Here is a 20,187-nt window from a genome sequence, read left to right as displayed (position 1 = left end):
AATCATATCCGAGTGATCCGCTTCAACATCTCTTAAGCGGGCGCAAGTACCTTCAACGCTCGACAGGTCAGTCGAGTGTAGAGCGTATCATGACCGAACCCAGCCGCCCGAGAGTCAAATACGTGATCGGGCCCGACGGCAGTCCTCTGACCATCGCGGATCTTCCGCCGCCGAGCACCCGCCGATGGGTGATCCGGCGCAAGGCAGAGGTCGTCGCCGCCGTGCGCGGTGGCCTCCTCAGTCTCGAGGAGGCGTGCAAGCGCTACACCTTGACCACCGAGGAATTCCTGAGCTGGCAGTTCTCCATCGACCAGCACGGCCTGGCCGGGCTGCGGACGACCCGGATCCAGCATTACCGGCACTGAGCCGCGATCGCGCCGAACGGCCCGATCCCCGGAAACGACACCGTCCGAAGCCGCGTCCGCATCCCGGATGCGGCTTCGTTCCGTTCCGGGACCCAACTTTACGCCCGTCCCGCGCCCGGCATTAACGCCCCGCTAACCATGGGCTGGGCAATTTCTGCCGGGCGGGGCGTCGGGCTCCGTCAGCGTCAGAGTGCAGCGAACCGCCCGTGAAGCCGGTCCTCGATCTCGTCACGAAGCTCGGACCGGCCCGGATCGCCGCCATGGCGGCGGTGACGCTGACCCTGATCGGCTTCTTCGCGTTCATCATCCTGCGGGTGTCGCGTCCCGATATGGGCGTGCTGTTCTCCGACCTGTCGATGCAGGATTCGGCCGCCGTGATCCGCGAGCTCGACAGCCGCGGCATCCGCTACGAATCGAAGGGCGATACCGGGCAGACCATCATGGCGCCCCGGGCCGACCTCGCCCGGCTGCGCATGGATCTGGCCGGCAAGGGCCTGCCGGTCCAGGCCGGCGTCGGCTACGAGATCTTCGACAAGGGCGACGCGTTCTCGTCCACCAACTTCGTCCAGAACGTGAACCACCTGCGCGCCCTGGAGGGCGAGCTCGCCCGCTCGATCCGGGCGATCGGCCGGGTCCAGGCGGCCCGCGTCCACCTGGTCCTGCCCGAGCGGCGCCTGTTCGAGCGCGACCGGGAGACCCCGAGCGCGGCGATCGTGCTGAAGCTGATGGGCGAGCTCGATGCCGGGCAGGTCCGGGCGATCCGCCATTTGGCGGCTTCCGCCGTGGAGGGCCTGAAGCCCGAGCGGGTCTCGATCGTCGACGAGCGCGGGCGCTTGCTCGCCGACGGCGCCAAGGATGCCGACGCCAACGGCGTCAGCGGCTTCGAGGACCGGCAGATCGGCCTGGAGCGGCGCCTGCGCGGCCAGATCGAGGACGTGGTGGCCGGCATCGTCGGCCCGGGCCGCGCCCGGGTCCAGGTGAATGCCGAGCTGGACCTCAACCGGGTCGAGAGCCGCTCCGAGACCTTCGACCCGGAGAGCCGGGTCGTGCGCTCAGCCCAGACCCGGACCGAATCCGCCGTCACCGGCAATGCCGACGGCCAGGTGACCGTCGGCAACGAGCTGCCCGGCGCCAATGGCGGCGACAAGCCGCCGGCCCCGAAGGACGCGACCAACAAGAACGAAGAGACCACCAACTACGAGATCTCCCGGGTCACCAAGACCGAGATCGCCGAGGGCGGCCGGATCAAGCGCCTGTCGGTCGCCGTGGTGGTCGACGGCGTCTACGCCACCGCCCCCGACGGCAAGCAGACCTACGCGCCCCGACCGCCGGCCGAGATCGAGCGGATCACCGCCCTGGTCCGCAGCGCGGTGGGCTTCGACAAGGCCCGCGGCGACCAGCTCGAGGTGGTGAACCTGCGCTTCGCCGAGGCGCCGAGCGTGCCGCAATTCAGCGAGCCGACCCTGATCCAGTCGCTGCTGGCGCCGACCAAGGACGACGTCCTGCGCATGGCCGAGCTCTCGGTTCTGGCGCTGCTGACCCTGATCGTCCTGCTCACGGTGGTGCGTCCGCTGGTGCGGCAGGTCCTGGCGCCGGTGCCGGCCGCCCCGGCTCTGGCCGGCCCCGCGACCCTCGCCGAGGCGGCCGCCGCCGCGGCCTCGGGTGCCACGGTCACCATGATCGAGCGCGACAACCCGACCGCCCGGCTGATGGAGTTCGCCAAGATCAACGGCCAGATCCAGGCCGACACGGTCCAGCGCGTCGTCGACATGGTCCGGGCGAGCCCGGCCGAGACCGTCGAGGTGCTGCGCACCTGGATCCAGGAAGAGTAGCGCGTCGAGGATCGGGGACGAACGATGGCGGCAGGACTGGCGGCGAATCTGACGAGCGAGGGCAACAGCGCCTTCGCGGCGATGCCCGGCCCGCAGCGCGCGGCCGCGCTGCTGCTCATGCTCGGCGAGGCCGAGGGCGCGCCGATCTGGCAGATGCTGGAGGAGGAAGAGGTCAAGAAGGTCAGCCACGCGATGGTCCAGCTCGGCACGCTGGAGGTCGCCACCGTCGAGCGGCTGATCATCGAGTTCGTGACGAAGCTCAGCAACAGCGGCGGCATCTCGTCGAACTTCGAGCGCACCGAGGCGCTGCTGCTGAAGATCTTCCCGTCCGATCAGGTCTCGCTGATCATGGCCGAGATCAAGGGCGCGTCGGGCAAGCGCGTCTGGGCCTCGATCGCCCAGGTCGATCCGGAGATCCTGGCCTCGTTCCTGCGCAACGAGTACCCGCAGACCGTGGCGGTGGTGCTGTCGCGGGTGCGGGCCGACTACGCCGCCAAGGTGCTCACCATCCTGCCCGAGGAATTCGCGATCGACGTCCTGAACCGGATGCTCCGCATGGAGACGGTGCAGAAGGAGGCCCTGCGCCACATCGAGGAGACCCTGCGGGTCGAGTTCGTCTCGACCATCGCCCAGACCCAGCGCCGCGACGCCCACGAGATGATGGCGGATGTGTTCAACGCCTTCGACCGGCAGACCGAGGGCCGGTTCCTCGCGGCCCTCGACCAGGCCAATCGCGGCTCGGCCAAGCGCATCCGCGAGCTGATGTTCACCTTCGAGGATCTGCTGAAGCTCGATCCGGGCAGCGTCCAGACCCTGCTGCGCGGTATCGACAATGAAACCCTGTGCCGGGCCCTGAAGGGCGCCAACGAGCCGACCCGGGCCTTCTTCATGCGGCAGATGTCGACCCGCGCGGCCAAGAACCTCACGGACGAGATGGCCTCCCTCGGCCCCGTCCGTCTCAAGGAGGTCGATGAGGCGCAGGCGAAGATGACCGAGATCGCCAAGGATCTGGCCGAGAAGGGCGAGATCATGATCGCCAAGAACAGCGCCGAGGAGGAGCTGGTCTATTGAACGTCTCGTCTCCCCAGATCGCGAAGCCGTTCCTGTTCGAGACCGACTTCCGCAGCCCGCGCCCGAGCGCGGCGGCCCAGCGCGCCGCCGAGGCGGCCGCCCGCGCGGAAGTCGAAGCCCATGCCCGCGGCGTGCAGGAGGGCCTGGTCCAGGCCGAGGCCCGGATCCAGGGCCGGCTCGCCGACGCGCTGAGCCACCTGGCCCAGGCCGCCACCGCCCTCCTCGCCCGGGCCGACGCGCAAGATGCCGCGCGCGAGGCGCAGGCGGTCGAGGTCGCGGTGCTGATCGCCCGCAAGGTCGCCGGCGAGGCGCTCGATGCCGCCCCGCTCGCCAGCATCGGCGAGGCCGCCCGCACGGCGCTCCAGCACCTGCGCGGCGTGCCTCATCTCGTGGTCCGCGTGCATGACGGCCTCGTCGAGGACGCCGAGGCGCTGGTGAGGACGCTCGCCCGCGAGCGCGGCTACGAGGGCCGCCTCGTGGTGCTGGGCGATCCCGACATGCAGGCGGGCGACGCCCGCATCGAATGGGCCGACGGCGGGATCGTGCGCGAGCGCGCCCGCATCGAGGCCGCCGTCGCCGACGCCCTCGGCCTGCCCCCGACCCCGTAAGGAGCCCGGATGTCCGACGATTTCAGCCTGCCCCAGCTCGGCGACAACGATCCCGACTACGCCGCGGGCTCGATCCGGGACGCGCCCACCACCCCGAAGACCGCTGCCGACCTCGAGCAGCTGTTCGACGTGCCCGTGATGGTCTCGGCGGTGCTCGGCTCCTCCCGGATGCCGATCGGCGACCTGCTCCGCCTCGCCCCCGGCGCGGTGCTCGAACTCGACCGGAAGGTCGGCGAGGCGATCGACGTCTTCGTCAACAACCGGCTCGTCGCCCGCGGCGAGGTCGTCCTCGTCGAGGACCGGCTCGGGGTGACGATGACCGAGATCGTCAAGGGCGAATAGTTTTCTGGACCTGTGCCGGTAGCGCCCGCCCCGCTGAGGCGGCGCCCCATCAGCGCCACGACGTTTGAGAAGGACGAACCATGCGGCTCCTGATGATCGGGCGGCTCAACGGCGAGCTGATCACCGCCTCCAAGATCGCGATGCGGCGCGGCGCCTCCGTCACGCAGGCGGACGCCATCCCGCAGGGCCTCAACGTCCTGCGCGCCAAGGGCGCCGACCTGATCATGATCGACGTGTCGCTGGCGGTGCGCGACCTCGTCGACGCCCTGGAGGCCGAGCGCATCCGCACCCCGGTGGTGGCCTGCGGCGTCTCGGCCGATGCCCAGACCGCGGTCGCGGCGATCCGGGCCGGCGCCAAGGAATACATCCCGCTCCCGCCCGATCCCGAGCTGATCGCCGCGGTGCTCGAGGCGGTCGCCTCCGACCGTGCCGCCTTCGTCTGGCGCGATCCGTCGATGGAGCGGGTGGTCAAGCTCGCCGAGCAGGTCGCCCCGTCCGAGGCCTCGGTGCTGATCACCGGCGAGAGCGGCACCGGTAAGGAGGTGCTGGCGCGCCACGTCCACCTGAAGTCGAACCGGGCCAGCAAGCCGTTCGTCTCGGTCAATTGCGCGGCGATCCCCGAGGCCCTGCTCGAATCCGAGCTGTTCGGCCACGAGAAGGGCGCGTTCACCGGCGCGGTCGCCCGGCGCATCGGCCGGTTCGAGGAGGCCAATGGCGGCACGCTCCTGCTCGACGAGATCTCCGAGATGGATGTGCGCCTGCAGTCGAAGCTGCTGCGCGCCCTCCAGGAACGGGTGATCGACCGGGTCGGCGGCACCGCGCCGGTGCGGGTCGATATCCGCGTGCTCGCGACCTCGAACCGCAACCTGATGGACGAGGTCCGCAAGGGCACGTTCCGGGAGGACCTGTTCTACCGGCTCAACGTCGTCGCGCTGAAGCTGCCGGCCCTGCGCGACCGGCCGGCCGACATCCTGGAACTCGCCGCCCATTTCGCGCGGAAATACGCCGAGGTGAACGGCGTGCCGGCCCGCCCGCTCAGCGCCGAGGCGCGGGCGCTGGTGCTGAAGAACCCCTGGCGCGGCAACGTCCGCGAGCTGGAGAACACCCTGCACCGGGCGGTGCTGCTGGCCTCCGGCCCCGAAATCAGCCCCGACGCGATCCTGTCCCCGGACGGCGAGTCGATCGCCACGGCGGGCCCGGCCGGCCGCGCCGTCCAGGCCGCCGAAGCCGCCACCCGCGGGCTGGTCGGCCGGACCGTGGCGCAGGTCGAGTGTGACCTGATCCTCGACACCCTCGACCATTGCCTGGGCAACCGCACCCATGCGGCCAAGATCCTCGGCATCTCGATCCGCACCCTGCGCAACAAGCTCAACGAGTACGTCTCGGCCGGCCTCGACGTGGCCGAGCCCGGCGCCGTCCGGGCGAGCGCGGCCTACGGGTAGGACGAGAGCGCCCGACGGCCTTCCCACCCATCTCCCTTATCCTGAGGCGGCGTAGCGAAGCGGCCGCGCCTCAGGATGCGGGGAGTTTCTGGGATATGCGGCCGCTCCTCACTGAGCTGTCGGCGCACACGGGAGAATCGCCCCGGGCCGCGGCTCCGTCAGCGCCCGTTGCGGGACGCCTTGTTGGCCTCGTTCTGGGCCGCGAAGGCCGCGTCGAGCTTGCGCAGGGATTCGTAGCGGGCGACGTCGCCCTCGACGTCGCGGATCGTCTCCTCGACGAGGTGGCGCTGAAGCGCGACGCGCGGGTCGTCGGGAGGCAGCGCCTCGCGCTCTTGCAGGCGGAGCACGGCCTGCCGCACCACGGTGTAGACCGCTTCGCGCTCCGCCCGGCTCATCGAGGGCTGGATCGCCTTCGCGACGAGATCGGAGAAATCCGACATGGCGTGTTAGACTTCGCTGATCGATCGGGAGAGGCCCGGGGTGCCGGGTCGTCTCCCTCTACAGACCGCGCGGCGCGGGATCCAGACCCCGCCCCGCCGGCTCACATCCGCTGGTCGCGGATGCCGGCGATCAGAAGCGAGGACGAACTCCAGAGCACGAAGAAGCAGAAGAACGCCACGATCAGGGTATGGCCCCGCTCGGGGTAGAGGCTGTCGGTCGGCAGGACCGGCGGCACGAAGGTCGCCAGGAAGATGTGCTGCTTGCTGGCCGAGATCCGGGCCCGGTCGAGCAGCATGTTGGCCGATTCCTCGAGCTTCTCGGCGATGGTCCGCTCGACCAGCAGGCCCTCGTACTGGAGCAGCGCCTCGGTCAGGTTGGCGCCGCCGCCCGCGGCCGCGCCGGCATTGGTCAGCTCGTCCTGCAGCGTCTTCATTTGCTGGTCGATGGCCGCGATGTTGGCAACCAGCGTCTGGATCGAGCGCGAGCGCTCATCCAGGTTTGAGCTGCGCAGGACCTGAAGATCGGTCTCGAGCTTGAGCCTCTCCTTGCGCAGGAGCGTCAGCGTGGTGAGCGTCCCCTCGGCGGTCTTGATCGGGTCGATCACGCCCCACTGGTTCCGGAAGCTCTGCACCCCGAGATGGGCCTTGCGCAGGCGCTCCTGGGCCACCGTCGCGTCCGCCTGGGCCTGCTTGACCATGTCGGCCTGGGCGCGCTTCGAGATGTCGTTGATCAGCGCCTCGGACCGGCTCACCACCTCGCGGGCGATGGTCAGGGCGTCCTCCGGCGTGAAGGCGCGTACCGACAGGCGGATCACGCCCGAGATCGAGTCGATATGCGCGTCGACGTGCTTGCGCCAATATTTGGTCAGGTCCTCGATCGGGTCGCTCGGATCGAACCGGGCCCAGAAATCCGCCTCGGACCGGGAGAACATCTTCGAGATGCCGATGCTCTTCTCCAGCGCCTCGACCAGCGTCTGGCTGGCGATATAGTCGCGGACGATGAAGCTGTCCTGGCTGTTGTGCTTCTGAATCAGGTTCGTGTACTGGCCGAGCGAGATGTTCTCCATTGGCTCGACGTTGCCGCGCACCGCGAACTGGGCCTCGGCGATGTACTGGTTGGAGGCGAAGGCGAACAGGTACAGGCCGACCACCAGGGTCGGCAGCAGCACGAACATCCCGACGCGGCGGATGATCCGCGCACCGTAGCTCGACGTGTCCTCCCGGCGACGGCCGAGACCGGGCAGCCGCGTCCAGTCGAGGCGCTCCCGCGCCGCGGCCACCAGCGCCCGGGCGCCGCGCTTCTCCGGCACCGGACGGATCGTCTCCGCGCCGTGGCGCAGCTCGGTCATCGTCGATGGGGCGAACGTCACGAGCTCGCTTTCGCGCGTGTCGTCCTTGACGTCGTCGAAGCTCATCCGCTCACTGTTCCTGGGTCTGCGCCGGATCCGCCACCGCGAAACCGGCCGGAGGACGGCCCGTGCGCAGCGCCGGAATCCCGTTCTTTTCGGCCCTTTTTAAGGCACCGCCCCGGCCGCTGCCGCACCGCGGCGACGGGCAACGTAGCCGGCCCCGGTATCGCGCCGTACAATCTCCCGATGATGACACTCCCTCGCGTCGCCCCCGAACCCGGAGACCGCCCGGCCGGTCGCCCGGCCCGGACCCAGTCGGCCAAGACCAAGATCGCCGAGGTGGTGGTGGTCTGCACCAAATGCGCCAAGCGCCAGGGGCTGCGCCCGCGCGAAATCCGGGCGCTCCTGAAGGGTGCGGCCAAGCAGGCGGTCAAGGACGGGCTGCTCACCGGGCGGACCAAGCTCTGCATCGTCGAGTCGGGCTGCCTCGGGCCCTGCCCGAAACGCGCGGTGGCGGTGGCCACGGGCGCGAGCCTGGCGGAGGGCCGCGTCGTCCTGCTCGATCCCGATGCCGCCCCCCAGGAAGCCCTCGCCGCCGTGCTGCGCCCCGTGCTACCGCGGCGCCGCGCCCCCGAATTCGGCCCCAATACATCCCTAGCGGCGGTGCCACCTGCCGAATCGCCGCCGGCTGCTTGACTGGCGCAACCTGGAGCGCTCGCCCTTGCCCGCCATCTGGCGCACCTCATCCGCGGGCCGACCGTGAGCGGCGACCGCGACCCCCGGCCCCACCGGATCGGCCTCGCCGTGCTGCGCCGGCTGCCCCTGATCGGCACGCTGATCGGCCTCGGCCTGGCGGTCTGGCTCGTGGCGACCAACGATCTCTCGGCGGTGGCCGCGGCGTTCGGGCGGATCGGGCTCGTGGGCTTTGCCGGCGTCACGCTGGTCCGCGCCCTCGTGGTGCTGGCCTGCGGCTTCGCCTGGGCGCGCATCCTCGACGGGCTGTCGCCCGCACCGGCCTCGGCCTGCCTGATCCTGCGCTTCGTGCGCGAGGGCATCAACGTGCTGCTGCCGGTGGCCTCGGTCGGCGGCGACGTGCTCGGGGCGCGGCTCCTGACCTTCTGGGGCGTGACCGGCACCCTGGCGGCGGCCTCGGTGCTCGCCGACATGCTGTTCCAGGTCGGCACGCTGGCGCTGTTTGCCGCCCTCGGCGCCGGCCTGCTGAGCCAGGTCGAGGGCCCGGCCGCCGCCGAGCTCGCTCACTGGACCCTGCGGACCCTCGCGGTGGCCGGCCTGGCGGTGGCGGCCTTCTTCGCCTTCCAGCGCACCGGGATCGTGCGCGTGGTCGAGGACCGCATCGCGGCCCTGGGCCGGCGTTTCGTGCGCGAGACGGAGGCCCGCCCGGAGCCGCCCCAGCGGATCCAGGGCGCGCTCGACACGGTCTGGGCGACGGAACGGCGCGGCCGGCTCGTCCAGTCCTTCGCCCTGCACGCGCTCGCCTGGCTGCTCGGCGCCGCCGAGGTCGCGGTCGTGCTCACCTGCATCGGCGTCGAGAGCATCAGCCTGTCGGAGATCCTGGTGATCGAGGCGCTGAGCCAGGCGATCAAGGCCGCGGCCTTCCTGGTGCCGAGCGGGCTCGGCGTGCAGGAGGGCGGCCTCGTCCTGGTCTGCGGCCTGTTCGGGATCGATGCCGGCACGGCGATCGCCCTCTCGCTCGCCCGGCGCGTCCCAGATGTCGTCCTCGGCCTGCCGGCGCTGCTGGTCTGGCAGAACCTCGAGGCGCGGCGCACGGGCGTGCGCCCGGCCACACCCAGCTGCGACCGCACGTGACCCCGATGCCCGTGACGACGAATGCGCCGACAGGCCGCCCGGTCGGGACCCGCTGCGTCCCGATCCTCGCCGCGCTGATCGGCACCCTGCTGGGTGCCGGACCGGCCCTGGCCCAGAGCCTCAGCGTCGATCTCGGCGCGGGCGGGACCACCGAGCGGGCGCTCCAGCTCGTCGCGCTGATCACCGTCCTGGCGGTGGCGCCCTCGGTGCTGGTGATGGCCACCGCCTTCACGCGGATCGTCGTCGTGCTGTCGATCCTGCGCTCGGCGCTCGGCACCCAGACGGCACCGCCGACCGCGGTGATCGTGAGCCTGGCGCTGTTCCTGACCGCCTTCGTGATGGCCCCCACCGGCCGCGCGGCCTACAGCGCCGGGATCGAGCCCCTGGTCGCCGGCCGGATCACTCAGGCCCAGGCCTTCGAGCGGGCCTCGGCGCCGTTCAAGACGTTCATGCTCAAGAACGTGCGCGAGAAGGACCTGAAGTTGTTCCTCGATCTGGCCAAGGTGCCGGTGCCGAAGGGGCCGGAGGATGTTGGCCTCGAGATCGTGACCCCGGCCTTCATGATCTCGGAGCTGCGCCGCGCCTTCGAGATCGGGTTCCTGCTGTTCATCCCGTTCCTGATCATCGACCTCGTGGTCGCGTCGGTGCTGATGGCGGTGGGCATGATGATGGTGCCGCCCGCCACCGTCGCCCTGCCGTTCAAACTGATCTTCTTCGTGCTGGTCGACGGCTGGACCTTGGTGGCCGGATCGCTGGTCCAGAGCTACGGCGGATAGATTCACTTAGGCAAGTCTATAGAGTTTCGAAGGGCGTTTTAACTCAGGTTTAGCAATCTCTCGCTAACAGAGCGCATGTTCTTCATGCGCCACTACGTTCGCGATCGAGGAGGGGCGGCAGCGGTCGAGTTCGCGCTGGTCGCGATGCTGTTCATCCTGAGCCTTCTGTTCATCATGACCGTGGCCACGATCCTGTTCATCAATCAGGCGCTGGACTACGCCACGACCCGCGCGGCCCGGCAGATCCTCACCGGCGCCGCCCAGGCGAACGCCCTCGATCAGGCCAGCTTCAAGGCCTCGCTGTGCAGCAACCTGCCGGCGACGCTGAAATGCAGCAACCTCATCGTCAGCCTGTACGTGGTGCCGCCCGGGAGCTCATCCAGCGGTTACTACACCTACGTGAAGTCCGACCTGAGCGGCCTGGCGATCCCGCCGCTGACCCCGGGTTCCGGCCAGTACACCCTCGGCACTCGCGGGCAGTTCCAGTATCTCCTGGTAATCTACCCGATCACCTTCCTGCCCTCCGCCTTCGCGTCGATGCTCGGCGGCGGCGCGACCTTCAACGGTGCCCCGGCCTACCTGACGGTCTCGACGGCGGCGTTCCGCAACGAGCTGTTCTGATGGCGCCCGGGATGCGCGGAGCATCGTCCCGTAAGGCGCGCCCCGGCTTCCGGGATGATGCGGATCGACAGGCTCGTGCGGCCTGCCGGTTCCGGGCGGCGCGCTTCCTGCGGGACAGGCGGGCGGTCTCGGCGATCGAGTTCGCCCTGATCCTGCCGGTGCTGCTGATCCTTATGCTCGCCGGGACCCAGCTCGTCACCTACGTCAATGCCAGCCGCAAGGTCGGGCTGGTCGCCCAGTCGATCAGCCAGATGATCTCGCAGGCGATGCCGCCGGCGGGCTCGACGGTGGCGACCGTCAACGCCACCGACCTGCATTTCAGCTTCGATTCCGCGCTCGTCCTGTTCCCGTACCTGATGAAGGACGGGCCGCGGCAGGGCCTGCAATGGTGGCAGGACATCGCCATCACCTACGCCGCCGTGGCGTTCACCCAGACGGCGTCGAACTGCACCGGCGGCGACCTGAGCGCCTGCTACACGGGTGCCGTCGTGTGGACGAGTTCGGGAACGACCGGGGGGAATTACCGGCCTTGCACGGTCCCCCAGCTCCCGGCCGCCGATACCGCCCCGCCGAGCCGCACGACCCTGCCGCGCTCAGTGTTCGGGCCCGGCTCGATCGTCGCGGTCGACGTGGTCTTCAACTTCAAGCCGACTTTCGGCGCGCGGTTCATCCCCGCAGTGCGGATCGCCCGCTCGATGTACGTGCAGCCGCGCTACGCCACGCTGGTCAATTTCGACCCGGCGGGCAACGATGGGATCGCCGTGAAATGCCCGGGTTTCTGAACCGCGCGCGCCGCCTCGTCGCCCGGGCGGCACCCATTGCCGGCGCGCGCTCCGGCAACGTGACGATCCTGTTCGCCCTGAGCCTGCTGCCGATGGTCGGCCTGATCGGCTACGGGGTCGATTACGGCGTGGCGATCACCGACAAGGCCAAGCTCGACGCTGCCGCGGACGCGGCCGCCGTCGCGGCGGTGGCCACCGCCAAGGCCTACATCGCCGCCAATCCGGGCCAGGCGAACGTCACCGCCAACGCCATCGCGGCCGGTATCGCCCAGGCCTCGAAAGCCTTCACGGTCAATGCCGGCACCGTGCCGTTCGCCCAGGTGCAGCTTCAGACGCCGCAACTGGAGCGCACCAGCCAGACCCTCAGGTCGACGGTCGTCTACAGCGCCACGGTGAAGAACAATTTCGGCCAGATCTTCCGGACCCCGACCACGACCTTCTCCAACACGGTCAAGGCCTCGGCCGACCTCGCGAGCTATCTCGATTTCTACCTGCTCCTGGACGTGTCGGGCTCGATGGGCCTGCCGGCGACGACGACCGGGATGAGCAAGCTCGCAAGCCAGAACAACGACATGAGTAACGACTACAAGCAGGGCTGCCAGTTCGCCTGCCATTACCCGGGCAACAACGGCTGGACCTTGGCCGCCGGCAAGATCCAGTTGCGCTCGGACGCCGTCAACAACGCGGTCTGCTCGCTAATCCAGCGGGCCGCCAATCCGTCCGTGACCAGCCAGTATCGCGTCGGCCTGTACCCGTTCATCAACCAGCTTGGCACGCTGGCCGACATCAACAGCTCGATCGCGACCCTGAACACCGCCGCCCAATGCGCCCAGTCCTGGCCCCTCGCCCTGACCGGCCTGCTCGATACCGGAACGACCCAGCTCTACACAAACAACGACCCGAGCACCGGCATCGGCTCCGGCGGCACGCATTTCGAGGTCGTCCTGCCGCAGATGAAGACCACCATCACCAATGCCGGCGGGTTCGGCGACGGCTCCAGCATCAGCGCCCGCAAGCCGTTCGTGTTCCTGATCACCGACGGGATGCAGAACGGCCAGCACTATTATATCTACAAGAACAACAAGTACTACTACCCGGGCAACCCATCCAAGTTCTCGGGCTACGGCAGCGCCGACTTCGATACGTCGACGCCCTCGCAGATCGATCCGTCGCTGTGCACGGCGCTGAAGAGTGCCGGGGCGACGATCTCGATCCTGTACATCCCCTACAACATCATCAGCTTCAAAGATTACGGCGGGATCGTCGCCGGAGAGAACAAGAAGGTGAATGCCTTCAGCCCGACCCTGGCGACGCCCCTGCAGAATTGCGCCTCGCCGGGGTATTTCTACACGGCCAACAGCCCGGACGACATCACGAACGCGCTCACCGCGATGTTCGACAAGGCGCTGCAGGTCGCGCGGCTGACGCAGTGAGGGCTGATTTCTCCAAGTCACCCTCACCGTCGTTGCGCGCGCAGCGAAGCAGCCTCGGGAAGCGACACCTTCGGAGATCGCGCGCCGGGCTGGGTTGCTTCGCTGCGCTCGCAATGACGGGTGGAGCGATTGAGGCCCAGGATCAGGCCTCGACGATGCGCACGTCCGAAAACCCTCGCCGATCCCAGGCGGCTCGAACAGGCGCGCGACCGAGCGGATGCTCGCCTCCGGGACGAACCGGTCCGCCCGCCGCTGCCGGTTCCGCTCCAGGGCAAGGTCGAGCGGCACGCGGATCCAGACGGCCTCGACAGGAACGCCGTGGTTGCGCGCGATGGCGATGAGCGGCGCCCGGTGCCGCGCCCCGGGAAGGGCGGCATCGACGTAGACGCGGCCGGCATCGTCGTGCTGCCTGGCGATCCAGGTCGATTTGCCCGCGCCCTGCAAGCCGCAGACGATCACGACCCGCGCGATGCCCCCGCCCGCCAGAGCCCGGTCCAGCGCCGCATGGGCCAGGCGCCACGCCTCGGCGTTGCGCTCCGGCGTCCAGTGGCGGCCGGATCCGGTCTCGAGGAAGCTGTCGGGGTCGATCACCAGGGCCATGGCGGGCTCAGCCCGGCGGCGTGCCCGGGGTCTCGACGCTGCTCTGGCGCTCGGCCGCCGCCGCCGCGCCGCGCTCGGGCAAGGCGGTCTCGGGGTAGCGCTTGCGGTACTCGGCCAGGAAGGCCGACAGGGTCTCGGCCTTGGTGGCGCGGGCCGCGATGGCGCGGAATTCCGGCGTCTTCGTCGGGTTGGCGCCGGTGAGCAGCGCGAAGCTGCGGGCGTCCGGGCTCTCGGCCATCGCCTCCGAGAACTTGGCCTTCAGCCGCTCCAGCCCGATCGCCTCGCCGGCGAGGTCGTAGGCGATCGCGGCGCGGATGGCGTCGGCCCGGGCCTGCTCGTCCAGGGGCCGGCCGGCGCGCCAGGCATCGCCCAGCAGCGCCTCGTGCGACTCGCCGGCCTCGCGCCAGCGGCGGGCGCCCCAGTAGATGTCGGCCCGCAGGCGCTCGATATCCGAGCCGGTCTCGCCCTCGATCGTCTCCAAGGCGAGGTCGGTGCGGGTGAGGTCCGACAGGGCGCGGGCGCGGACCAGGGCGCGGGCGCGGGTCAGCTCGCCGGGCAGCTCGGGCAGGTTGGTGGCGTCGAGCACCTGCAGCGCCCGCATCGGCTTGTCGTCCATCAGCCGGATCGTGGCGAGCCGGGCCGCCACGGCGGAGCGGGCCGGGCCGGTGAGCCGGTTGTCGATCTGGTACTGGAGCAGGTCGGCGGCCGAATCCAGCAGGTCCAGCCCGACCAGCCGGTCGGCCAGCCGGCGCACCACCTCGTCGCCGCGCCGGCCGATCGGGGCCAGCTCGCGGAAGTCGAAATACAGCGCCACCGCGTCGACGCCGGAGAGCGTGTCGCCCTTGTCGGTGAGGTAGAGGTTCTCGAAGGCGGTCCGCACCTCGCGGGCGAGCGCCTGGGTGGCCGGGTCGTTCGGCGCGTAGGCGTTGGCCCGGCGCAGGACCGTGAAGGCCTCGCGCCAGCGTCCGGCGCCGAGATAGAGCCGCGCCAGGCCGACCGAGATGCCGGTCTCGGTCGGGCCGCCGTGCCAGGTCATGGCCAGCCGCTCGAGCCGGTCGAGCGCCGCATCCGGCTCGAGCTTGCCGGAGGCGCGGGCGAGCAGCGTGCCGCGCAGCTGCGCCTCGGCCGCCACCGGCCGCTGGCCGACCTGCTCGAGGCGGGTATAGGCGTCGAGCGCCGCATCGACCTGGCCGGTCGCCTCCGAGACCCGGGCGCGGACCAGGGCCAGCCGGTCGCGGATCCAGGGCGGCAGGCCGGGCGCGTCCTCGGCCCGGGCCGCGGCGGTCTCGGCATCGCCGTTCTCGATCGCGGCCTCCGCGGCCCCGGCGCGGATCTGCTGGGCGAGGTCCGGGGGGTAGCTGTCGGCGACCGGCAGCGCCTTGAGGAAGCCGGCCTCGGCCGATTTCCAGTCGCCGAGCCCGGCAGACGCCATCGCGCGCCACAGGGCCGCTTCCGGATCGGCGGCGAGCTGGGGCACCGACAGGGCCTTCAGGGCCTCGGCGTTGCGGCCGCTGCGCGCGAGCGCCAGGCCGCGCAGGATCGCGACGTCGCGCTGGGTGGCCAGCAGCGGATCCTCGGCGGCCGCCGCCTCGAGAACCGCGAGGCCCTCGGGGTCGAAGCCGTTGGCGATGTTGGCGCGGGCGAGCGCCAGGCGCGCCGGGCCGCGCTCGGCCGGCGGCACCATCGCGGCGGTGTCGGCGAGCGTCCGCAGGGTCTCGCGCACGTTCCCGGCCCGCGCCTGCTCCCAGGGCTGGCGCGCCACCGCGAGGGTGCCGGCCTCGGCCAGGGCGGGGTCGGCCCTGCGGGGCGCCGTGGAGGCGGCGAGCCCGCCCTCCCGGCCGATCGTCACCGCGTCGAGCTGGGGGCGGACCGCGAGGTCGTCGGCGCCCGCCAGCACCGCGAGGCCGTGCCGGCTCGGCAGGATCTCGAAATCCACGAAGCGGCGGCTCTTCGGATTGCCCACGGCGCGCTGCGCCGCCGAGGTGACCACCGCGATGCGCTCGCCGTCGCGGTCGAGCCAGGTGACCGATCCGGGCCGGGCCAGCGCCAGGGCGACGGTGATCCGACCCGACGGGTCCGGCTTGCGCACCGGGTCGAGGGTGTCGCTCGGGCTCAGCGTATCGCCGGCCGACAGCTCCCAGGCCGAGCCGGTCCCGGTGGTGACGGCGGCGAGATCGACCAGCCGGCCCGGCGGCACCGCGAAGCGCAGGACTGTGACCGGCCCGGTCCGCGTCGGCGCTCCGACCGGGGTCAGTCCCTGGCGGCCCGCCGGCACGGTCACGGGCTCGGCACTCTCGAACACCAGGGTGGCGATGCCGCCGCGCTCGAACAGGGCGGCGGGCGGCAGGGTCTGGAACGGGAAGACCAGGCCGGCGCCGGCCTGGCGCTTCGGCGGCGCGTCGAGCGCAGCCTCCGGGACGGGCGGCGATTCGGCCGTCCGGACGGGGGCCGGGACCGGCGCGGCCGGCCTGGCGGCGTCCGGCTCGACCGGGCCGGGCACCTCGGCGGCCTTGGACTTGGCGCCCTGGGGCGGCGTGCGGGGCACGACGTCGATCGTGTAGGCCCCGTCCTCGCGCTCCGTGGTGAGGGTGAAGCCTTCGGCGGGCGTCACCAGGATGCTGGCCGAGCCCTCGTCGGATTCGGTGGCGAGCTTGGCGATGCCGGGCCGCGGGCGGCCGCGGGCCTCGTTCGAATCGATCGTCCAGGCGCCGGCCACGCGCAGGCGGGTGGTCGGGCCCTCGGCGGCCACGGTCGCCACCACGTCATCGGGCAGGCGCAGCGACAGGCGCGTCAGGGTCGGCAGCCGGGCGAGTTCCAGCGCGAGGGGCTTGCGCACGGGCGGGAGCGTGCGCGCCTTCAGCGCCTCCTCGGCGATCCGCGCCCGGCGGGCGAGTTCGGCCACCACCTCGGGGGGCAGCGGCGGCGGCAGGCCCGACCATCCCTCCGGCAGCAGGTCGACGAACACGCGCTCGCCGGCGGGCTGGACATTGGCCCGGAACGGCCGCTGCAGGGCGACCCGCAGGCCCGACCCGTCGGGATCGCGCCGGACCATGGACACGAAGGCCGGCATCTCCTCGGCGAGATGCTCGGGACCGGGCGCGACCCGCTCGCCGTAGCCGAGCAGCAGGATGCCGCCCGCGAGCTTCGCCTTGACGGTGACCGGCTTGTCGAAGGTGAGGACGATCCGCCCGTAGCCGCCGGGGCCGGTCCCGGCCTCGCTGCCCTTGGCGCCGATCAGCCGCGCGGCGAGCGCCGGGTCGATCGCCGCCAGGAGGGCGAGCGCGGGCAGCGACACGCGCAGCAGGGCGCCGCCGTATCGGCCGATCCGGGATCGCCTGCCCTCCGCGCCCATCGCCTCGCCGATCCGATCCCGGCGCGCGGCCCGCCCGGGCCACGGCGCCCGGCGCCACACATCGGAGGCATCCTGCGGCATCGCGGCTAACGCTGGCTTAACCGTAAGCCGGGGATTGGCGGGATCGCGGCCCGGACGGCCTCAGCCGCTGAGGGCGACGGCCCGGTCGAGGGCCTGCGGGAAGCCTTCGAGGGGCACCGTGATGGTGGCCGGCTCGCTGCCGCTCGCCTTCTGGCCGGTCACGAACAGCTTCTTGGCGTTGCGCATGCCGTCGAGCGCCACGGTCGGGAAGCCGATCGACACCAGGCAGCCGTCGGAGACGCACATCGTGTAGGGGGCGCCCTTGCCGAGAACCTGCTCGTCGAGCTTGAAGGTCACGCCGGCCTCGATGGAGAGACCGAAGGGCATCAGCACGAAGCCTTCCGAGCGGCCGTCATTCGGGGCCTGCAGTTCCACGCCGAACTTGCGGCGCCCGGTCTGCGAATCACCCTGGGACTGGGCGACGATGCAGGTCACCTTGTCGTTCGGGCGGGTGCAGGTCATCGTCCAGTCGCCGTAGCTCTCGGTGACCATGCTGGCGCCGGTGGGCCAGGGCGCGTGCGATGCGGCCGGCGCGGCGGCGGCGGCGGCCGGCTTGGCCGCAGGCTTCGGCGCGGGCGGCTTCGGCTTGGGTTTGGGCTTGGCTTTGGCCGGCGCGTCGCTGGCGGCCGGCGCTTCGGGCTCGGCATCCTGGGCACGCGGCGACGCGCACGGAACGGCAAGCAGCAGCGTCGCGATCAGGTTGAGGCGAACGACCGCTCGTAACGTCGACATGGAATCACGATCCCCCGGGGCCATTTGACGGCAAAGCCGCCTAACGTCCCAATCGGGGTGAGGCAATCGCCCGGCGACGCAGGTCCGCGCTGCCGTGACGTCTCAGAGCGGGCTGGGTCCGCCGGCGGCCAGCGCGAGGGCGCAGCGGCGGGCGAAGGCGGTCTCGGCCCCGTTGCGGACGGCGCGCGCCAGGGTGAAGGCCAGGGTGAGGATGCCGGGATCGCGGTCGGCGGTCTCGGCGACCGGGCCGGGGATGCGGGTGGCGATGAAAGCGAGCATAACGACTCCGAGGATCAGGATCCCGGACGTTTCCTCGGCCCCGATCGGCTTGTTGATCTTGTCGGAAGGCCTTTGCTGCAATGCAATATGAGCCATGCGACGACCGCCTGCCACTCGTCGCTGCGCGCGGGCCACATGCGCTGCGGACATGCTGCGGCCAGCGCGCTGTCAAGGGCGCCTTAACCGTCCATGCTGCAGCGCAGTTGACCGCCGGCGGGGGAGCCGCCATTGAGCGGCCTTCTCGACGACGGGAATCGACGAACGCGCTGGCGCAGGCCGCGCGGCGCGTGCTCTGTCGCCCCACTGTCACACGCGCGCCATAACCCGCCCGCGAGCCTCAAGAGCGGACCTCAGGCGTCCGCCAGACAAGGACCTATCGCATGACCGACCAGCCGACCCGTCACCCGATCCATGGCCGCATCAGCGGTCCCATCGTGATGATCGGCTTCGGCTCGATCGGCCGGGGCACGCTGCCCCTGATCGAGCGGCACTTCGAGTACGACCGCGCCCGCTTCACCGTGATCGATCCGGTCGACACGCACCGGGCGCTCGCCGAGAAGCACGGCCTGCGCTTCGAGAAGGTGGCGCTGACCCCGGAGAACCTGCGCACCGTGCTCACGCCGCTCCTCACCGAGGGCGGCGGCCAAGGCTTCTGCGTGAACCTCTCGGTCGACACCTCGTCGCGGGCGATCATGGAGCTGTGCCGCGAGCTCGGCGCCCTCTACATCGACACCGTGGCCGAGCCCTGGCCGGGCTTCTACTTCGACAAGAGCCGCGGCCAGGGCGACCGCACCAACTACGCCCTGCGCCAGGACATCCTCGACGCCCGCGCCCAGAAGCCGGGCGGCACCACGGCGGTCTCCTGCTGCGGCGCCAATCCCGGCATGGTCTCGTGGTTCGTCAAGCAGGCGCTCCTGAACATCGCCAAGGATACCGGCGTCACCGCGCCCGAGCCCAAGTCCCGCGCCGAGTGGGCCGCCCTGATGAAGACCCTGGGCGTGAAGGGCGTGCACATCGCCGAGCGCGACACCCAGCGCGCCAAGAACCCCAAGCCCCGGGGCGTGTTCGTCAACACCTGGTCGGTCGAGGGCTTCGTCTCGGAGGGCAACCAGCCGGCCGAGCTCGGCTGGGGCACCCACGAGACCTGGAAGCCCGCCAATGCCCGCGAGCAGGAGAAGGGCTCGCGCTGCGCGATCTACCTGCTGCAGCCGGGCGCCGACACCCGCGTGCGCACCTGGGTGCCCACCGCCGGCCCGCAATTCGGCTTCCTGGTGACCCACAACGAGGCGATCTCGATCGCCGACTATTACACGGTGCGCGAGGGCGATCAGGCGGTGTTCCGGCCGACCTGCCACTACGCCTACCACCCGGCCAACGACGCCGTGCTCTCGCTACACGAGATGTTCGGCAACGCCGCTAAGGTGCAGGAGCAGCACCACATCCTCGACGAGAACGAGATCGTCGACGGCATCGACGAGCTCGGCGTGCTGGTCTACGGCCACGCCAAGAACGCCTACTGGTACGGCTCGCAGCTCTCCATCGAGGAAACCCGGCGGATCGCCCCCTACCAGAACGCCACCGGCCTGCAGGTGACCTCGGCGGTGCTCGCCGGCATGGTCTGGGCCCTGGAGAACCCGGAGGCCGGCATCGTCGAGGCCGACGAGATGGATTTCCGGCGCTGCCTGGAGGTCCAGACCCCGTATCTCGGCCCGGTCGTCGGCGTGTACACCGACTGGACCCCGCTCACCGACCGCCCGGGCCTGTTCCCGGAGGATATCGACACCAGCGACCCCTGGCAGTTCCGCAACGTGCTCGTGCACGCCTGAGGTCGACCGGGCCGGCGGGTCATCCCGCCGGCCCAACCTTGCTTTCGGCAACACCCTGTCTCAAGCTTAGCCGTCTCGACGGAGGGTGCAGGACAGATGGAACCGACGACGCAAGAGAAGATCCTGATCGAGCAGCGCGTGACCAATGAAGGGCCAAGCATCGTCCTGGCCTACGTGCTGTGGTTCTTCCTCGGCGCTTTCTCCGCGCACCGATTTTATCTCGGGCGCACCGGCACCGCGATCCTTCAGATCCTCCTCAACTGCATCCTCGTCGGATTCATCTGGGTCGTCCTCGACCTGTTCCTGATCCCCGGGATGGTGCGCGCGAAACAGGCCAGCCTGCGCGCCCGCCTGACGCGGGACCTCGGGCCGTCCCTCCGCGCCGCCAGCGCGGCCCTGGCCCCGCCGGCCCGCATGTGAGCCTCGCCG

At 70.8% G+C, this 20,187-nt stretch carries 19 protein-coding genes and 1 pseudogene; 14 read left to right on the top strand and 6 right to left on the bottom strand.

What is annotated here, in order from left to right; all coding sequences use genetic code 11:
- The first annotated feature begins 89 nt into the window (after window positions 1-89).
- The 6 genes from sciP to flbD all read left to right on the top strand — a co-directional run bounded on the left by sciP (window position 90) and on the right by flbD (window position 5,660).
- Window positions 90-365, top strand: a complete 276-nt coding sequence (gene sciP / locus LGR69_RS23750) for a CtrA inhibitor SciP (RefSeq protein ID WP_007569077.1) — start codon at window positions 90-92, stop codon at window positions 363-365.
- Between the two features lie 206 nt (window positions 366-571).
- On the top strand, window positions 572-2,197 hold the full coding sequence (gene fliF, locus LGR69_RS23745) for a flagellar basal-body MS-ring/collar protein FliF (protein WP_230367547.1): 1,626 nt from the start codon (window positions 572-574) through the stop codon (window positions 2,195-2,197).
- A gap of 24 nt (window positions 2,198-2,221) precedes the next feature.
- Complete coding sequence (locus LGR69_RS23740; protein WP_007569072.1) at window positions 2,222-3,268, top strand: flagellar motor switch protein FliG; 1,047 nt, start codon at window positions 2,222-2,224, stop codon at window positions 3,266-3,268.
- Complete coding sequence (locus tag LGR69_RS23735) at window positions 3,265-3,876, top strand: FliH/SctL family protein (protein ID WP_230367546.1); 612 nt, start codon at window positions 3,265-3,267, stop codon at window positions 3,874-3,876. The genes LGR69_RS23740 and LGR69_RS23735 overlap by 4 nt, the downstream gene beginning before the upstream one ends.
- A gap of 9 nt (window positions 3,877-3,885) precedes the next feature.
- Window positions 3,886-4,218, top strand: a complete 333-nt coding sequence (gene fliN, locus LGR69_RS23730) for a flagellar motor switch protein FliN (RefSeq protein WP_007569068.1) — start codon at window positions 3,886-3,888, stop codon at window positions 4,216-4,218.
- A gap of 80 nt (window positions 4,219-4,298) precedes the next feature.
- Window positions 4,299-5,660 carry a sigma-54-dependent transcriptional regulator FlbD gene (gene flbD, locus LGR69_RS23725; protein WP_230367545.1) on the top strand — a complete coding sequence of 454 codons (1,362 nt, stop codon included), beginning with the start codon at window positions 4,299-4,301 and terminating at the stop codon, window positions 5,658-5,660.
- A gap of 158 nt (window positions 5,661-5,818) precedes the next feature.
- Here flbD and LGR69_RS23720 read toward each other — a convergent pair whose 3' ends face one another.
- Both LGR69_RS23720 and LGR69_RS23715 read right to left on the bottom strand, forming a co-directional pair.
- Window positions 5,819-6,100: a hypothetical protein gene (locus LGR69_RS23720; protein ID WP_007569064.1), complete on the bottom strand. Its 282-nt coding sequence runs from the start codon at window positions 6,098-6,100 to the stop codon at window positions 5,819-5,821.
- 101 nt (window positions 6,101-6,201) lie between these two features.
- Complete coding sequence (locus LGR69_RS23715) at window positions 6,202-7,515, bottom strand: capsule biosynthesis protein (protein WP_230367544.1); 1,314 nt, start codon at window positions 7,513-7,515, stop codon at window positions 6,202-6,204.
- A 180-nt stretch (window positions 7,516-7,695) separates the two neighbouring features.
- Between LGR69_RS23715 and LGR69_RS23710 the strand changes: the two genes are divergently transcribed.
- The 6 genes from LGR69_RS23710 (at window position 7,696) to LGR69_RS23685 (ending at window position 12,888) form a co-directional block, all read left to right on the top strand.
- Window positions 7,696-8,145 (top strand): hypothetical protein, encoded by a 450-nt coding sequence (locus tag LGR69_RS23710; RefSeq protein ID WP_007569061.1) that lies wholly within the window; start codon window positions 7,696-7,698, stop codon window positions 8,143-8,145.
- Between the two features lie 63 nt (window positions 8,146-8,208).
- Complete coding sequence (locus LGR69_RS23705; RefSeq protein WP_230367543.1) at window positions 8,209-9,276, top strand: flippase-like domain-containing protein; 1,068 nt, start codon at window positions 8,209-8,211, stop codon at window positions 9,274-9,276.
- 5 nt (window positions 9,277-9,281) lie between these two features.
- Window positions 9,282-10,052, top strand: coding sequence for a flagellar type III secretion system pore protein FliP (gene fliP, locus LGR69_RS23700; RefSeq protein ID WP_230367542.1), 771 nt, complete (start codon window positions 9,282-9,284; stop codon window positions 10,050-10,052).
- A gap of 84 nt (window positions 10,053-10,136) precedes the next feature.
- Window positions 10,137-10,673 carry a TadE/TadG family type IV pilus assembly protein gene (locus LGR69_RS23695; RefSeq protein ID WP_230367541.1) on the top strand — a complete coding sequence of 179 codons (537 nt, stop codon included), beginning with the start codon at window positions 10,137-10,139 and terminating at the stop codon, window positions 10,671-10,673.
- On the top strand, window positions 10,673-11,455 hold the full coding sequence (locus LGR69_RS23690; RefSeq protein ID WP_230367540.1) for a TadE/TadG family type IV pilus assembly protein: 783 nt from the start codon (window positions 10,673-10,675) through the stop codon (window positions 11,453-11,455). Before LGR69_RS23695 ends, LGR69_RS23690 begins: the two co-directional genes overlap by 1 nt.
- Window positions 11,440-12,888 carry a pilus assembly protein TadG-related protein gene (locus tag LGR69_RS23685; protein ID WP_230367539.1) on the top strand — a complete coding sequence of 483 codons (1,449 nt, stop codon included), beginning with the start codon at window positions 11,440-11,442 and terminating at the stop codon, window positions 12,886-12,888. Before LGR69_RS23690 ends, LGR69_RS23685 begins: the two co-directional genes overlap by 16 nt.
- A gap of 246 nt (window positions 12,889-13,134) precedes the next feature.
- On the opposite strand, the pseudogene LGR69_RS23680 reads toward LGR69_RS23685, so the two are convergent.
- The 4 genes and pseudogenes from LGR69_RS23680 to LGR69_RS23665 form a co-directional block, all read right to left on the bottom strand.
- Window positions 13,135-13,488: pseudogene (locus LGR69_RS23680) on the bottom strand (AAA family ATPase); the annotation flags it as partial.
- A 7-nt stretch (window positions 13,489-13,495) separates the two neighbouring features.
- On the bottom strand, window positions 13,496-16,840 hold the full coding sequence (locus LGR69_RS23675) for a tetratricopeptide repeat protein (RefSeq protein ID WP_230367619.1): 3,345 nt from the start codon (window positions 16,838-16,840) through the stop codon (window positions 13,496-13,498).
- Between the two features lie 141 nt (window positions 16,841-16,981).
- Entirely contained in the window at window positions 16,982-17,653 is a 672-nt protein-coding gene (locus tag LGR69_RS23670; protein WP_230367538.1) for an invasion associated locus B family protein, read from the bottom strand.
- A 102-nt stretch (window positions 17,654-17,755) separates the two neighbouring features.
- The gene (locus tag LGR69_RS23665) at window positions 17,756-17,932 is read right to left on the bottom strand and encodes a hypothetical protein (protein ID WP_163006179.1); all 177 of its coding nucleotides are present in this window, start codon (window positions 17,930-17,932) and stop codon (window positions 17,756-17,758) included.
- Window positions 17,933-18,312: 380 nt separating this feature from the next.
- Here LGR69_RS23665 and LGR69_RS23660 point away from each other — a divergent pair, with 380 nt between their 5' ends.
- On the top strand, window positions 18,313-19,758 hold the full coding sequence (locus LGR69_RS23660) for a homospermidine synthase (RefSeq protein WP_007569042.1): 1,446 nt from the start codon (window positions 18,313-18,315) through the stop codon (window positions 19,756-19,758).
- Window positions 19,759-19,854: 96 nt separating this feature from the next.
- A complete protein-coding gene (locus LGR69_RS23655) occupies window positions 19,855-20,178 on the top strand; it encodes a TM2 domain-containing protein (protein WP_230367537.1) in 324 nt (107 codons plus the stop codon).
- Window positions 20,179-20,187: the final 9 nt, after the last annotated feature.

Origin of the sequence: Methylobacterium brachiatum (assembly GCF_020523825.1) — a bacterium.
Classification (GTDB): Bacteria; Pseudomonadota; Alphaproteobacteria; order Rhizobiales; family Beijerinckiaceae; genus Methylobacterium; species Methylobacterium brachiatum.
This window is presented reverse-complemented; position numbering and strand designations above follow the sequence as displayed.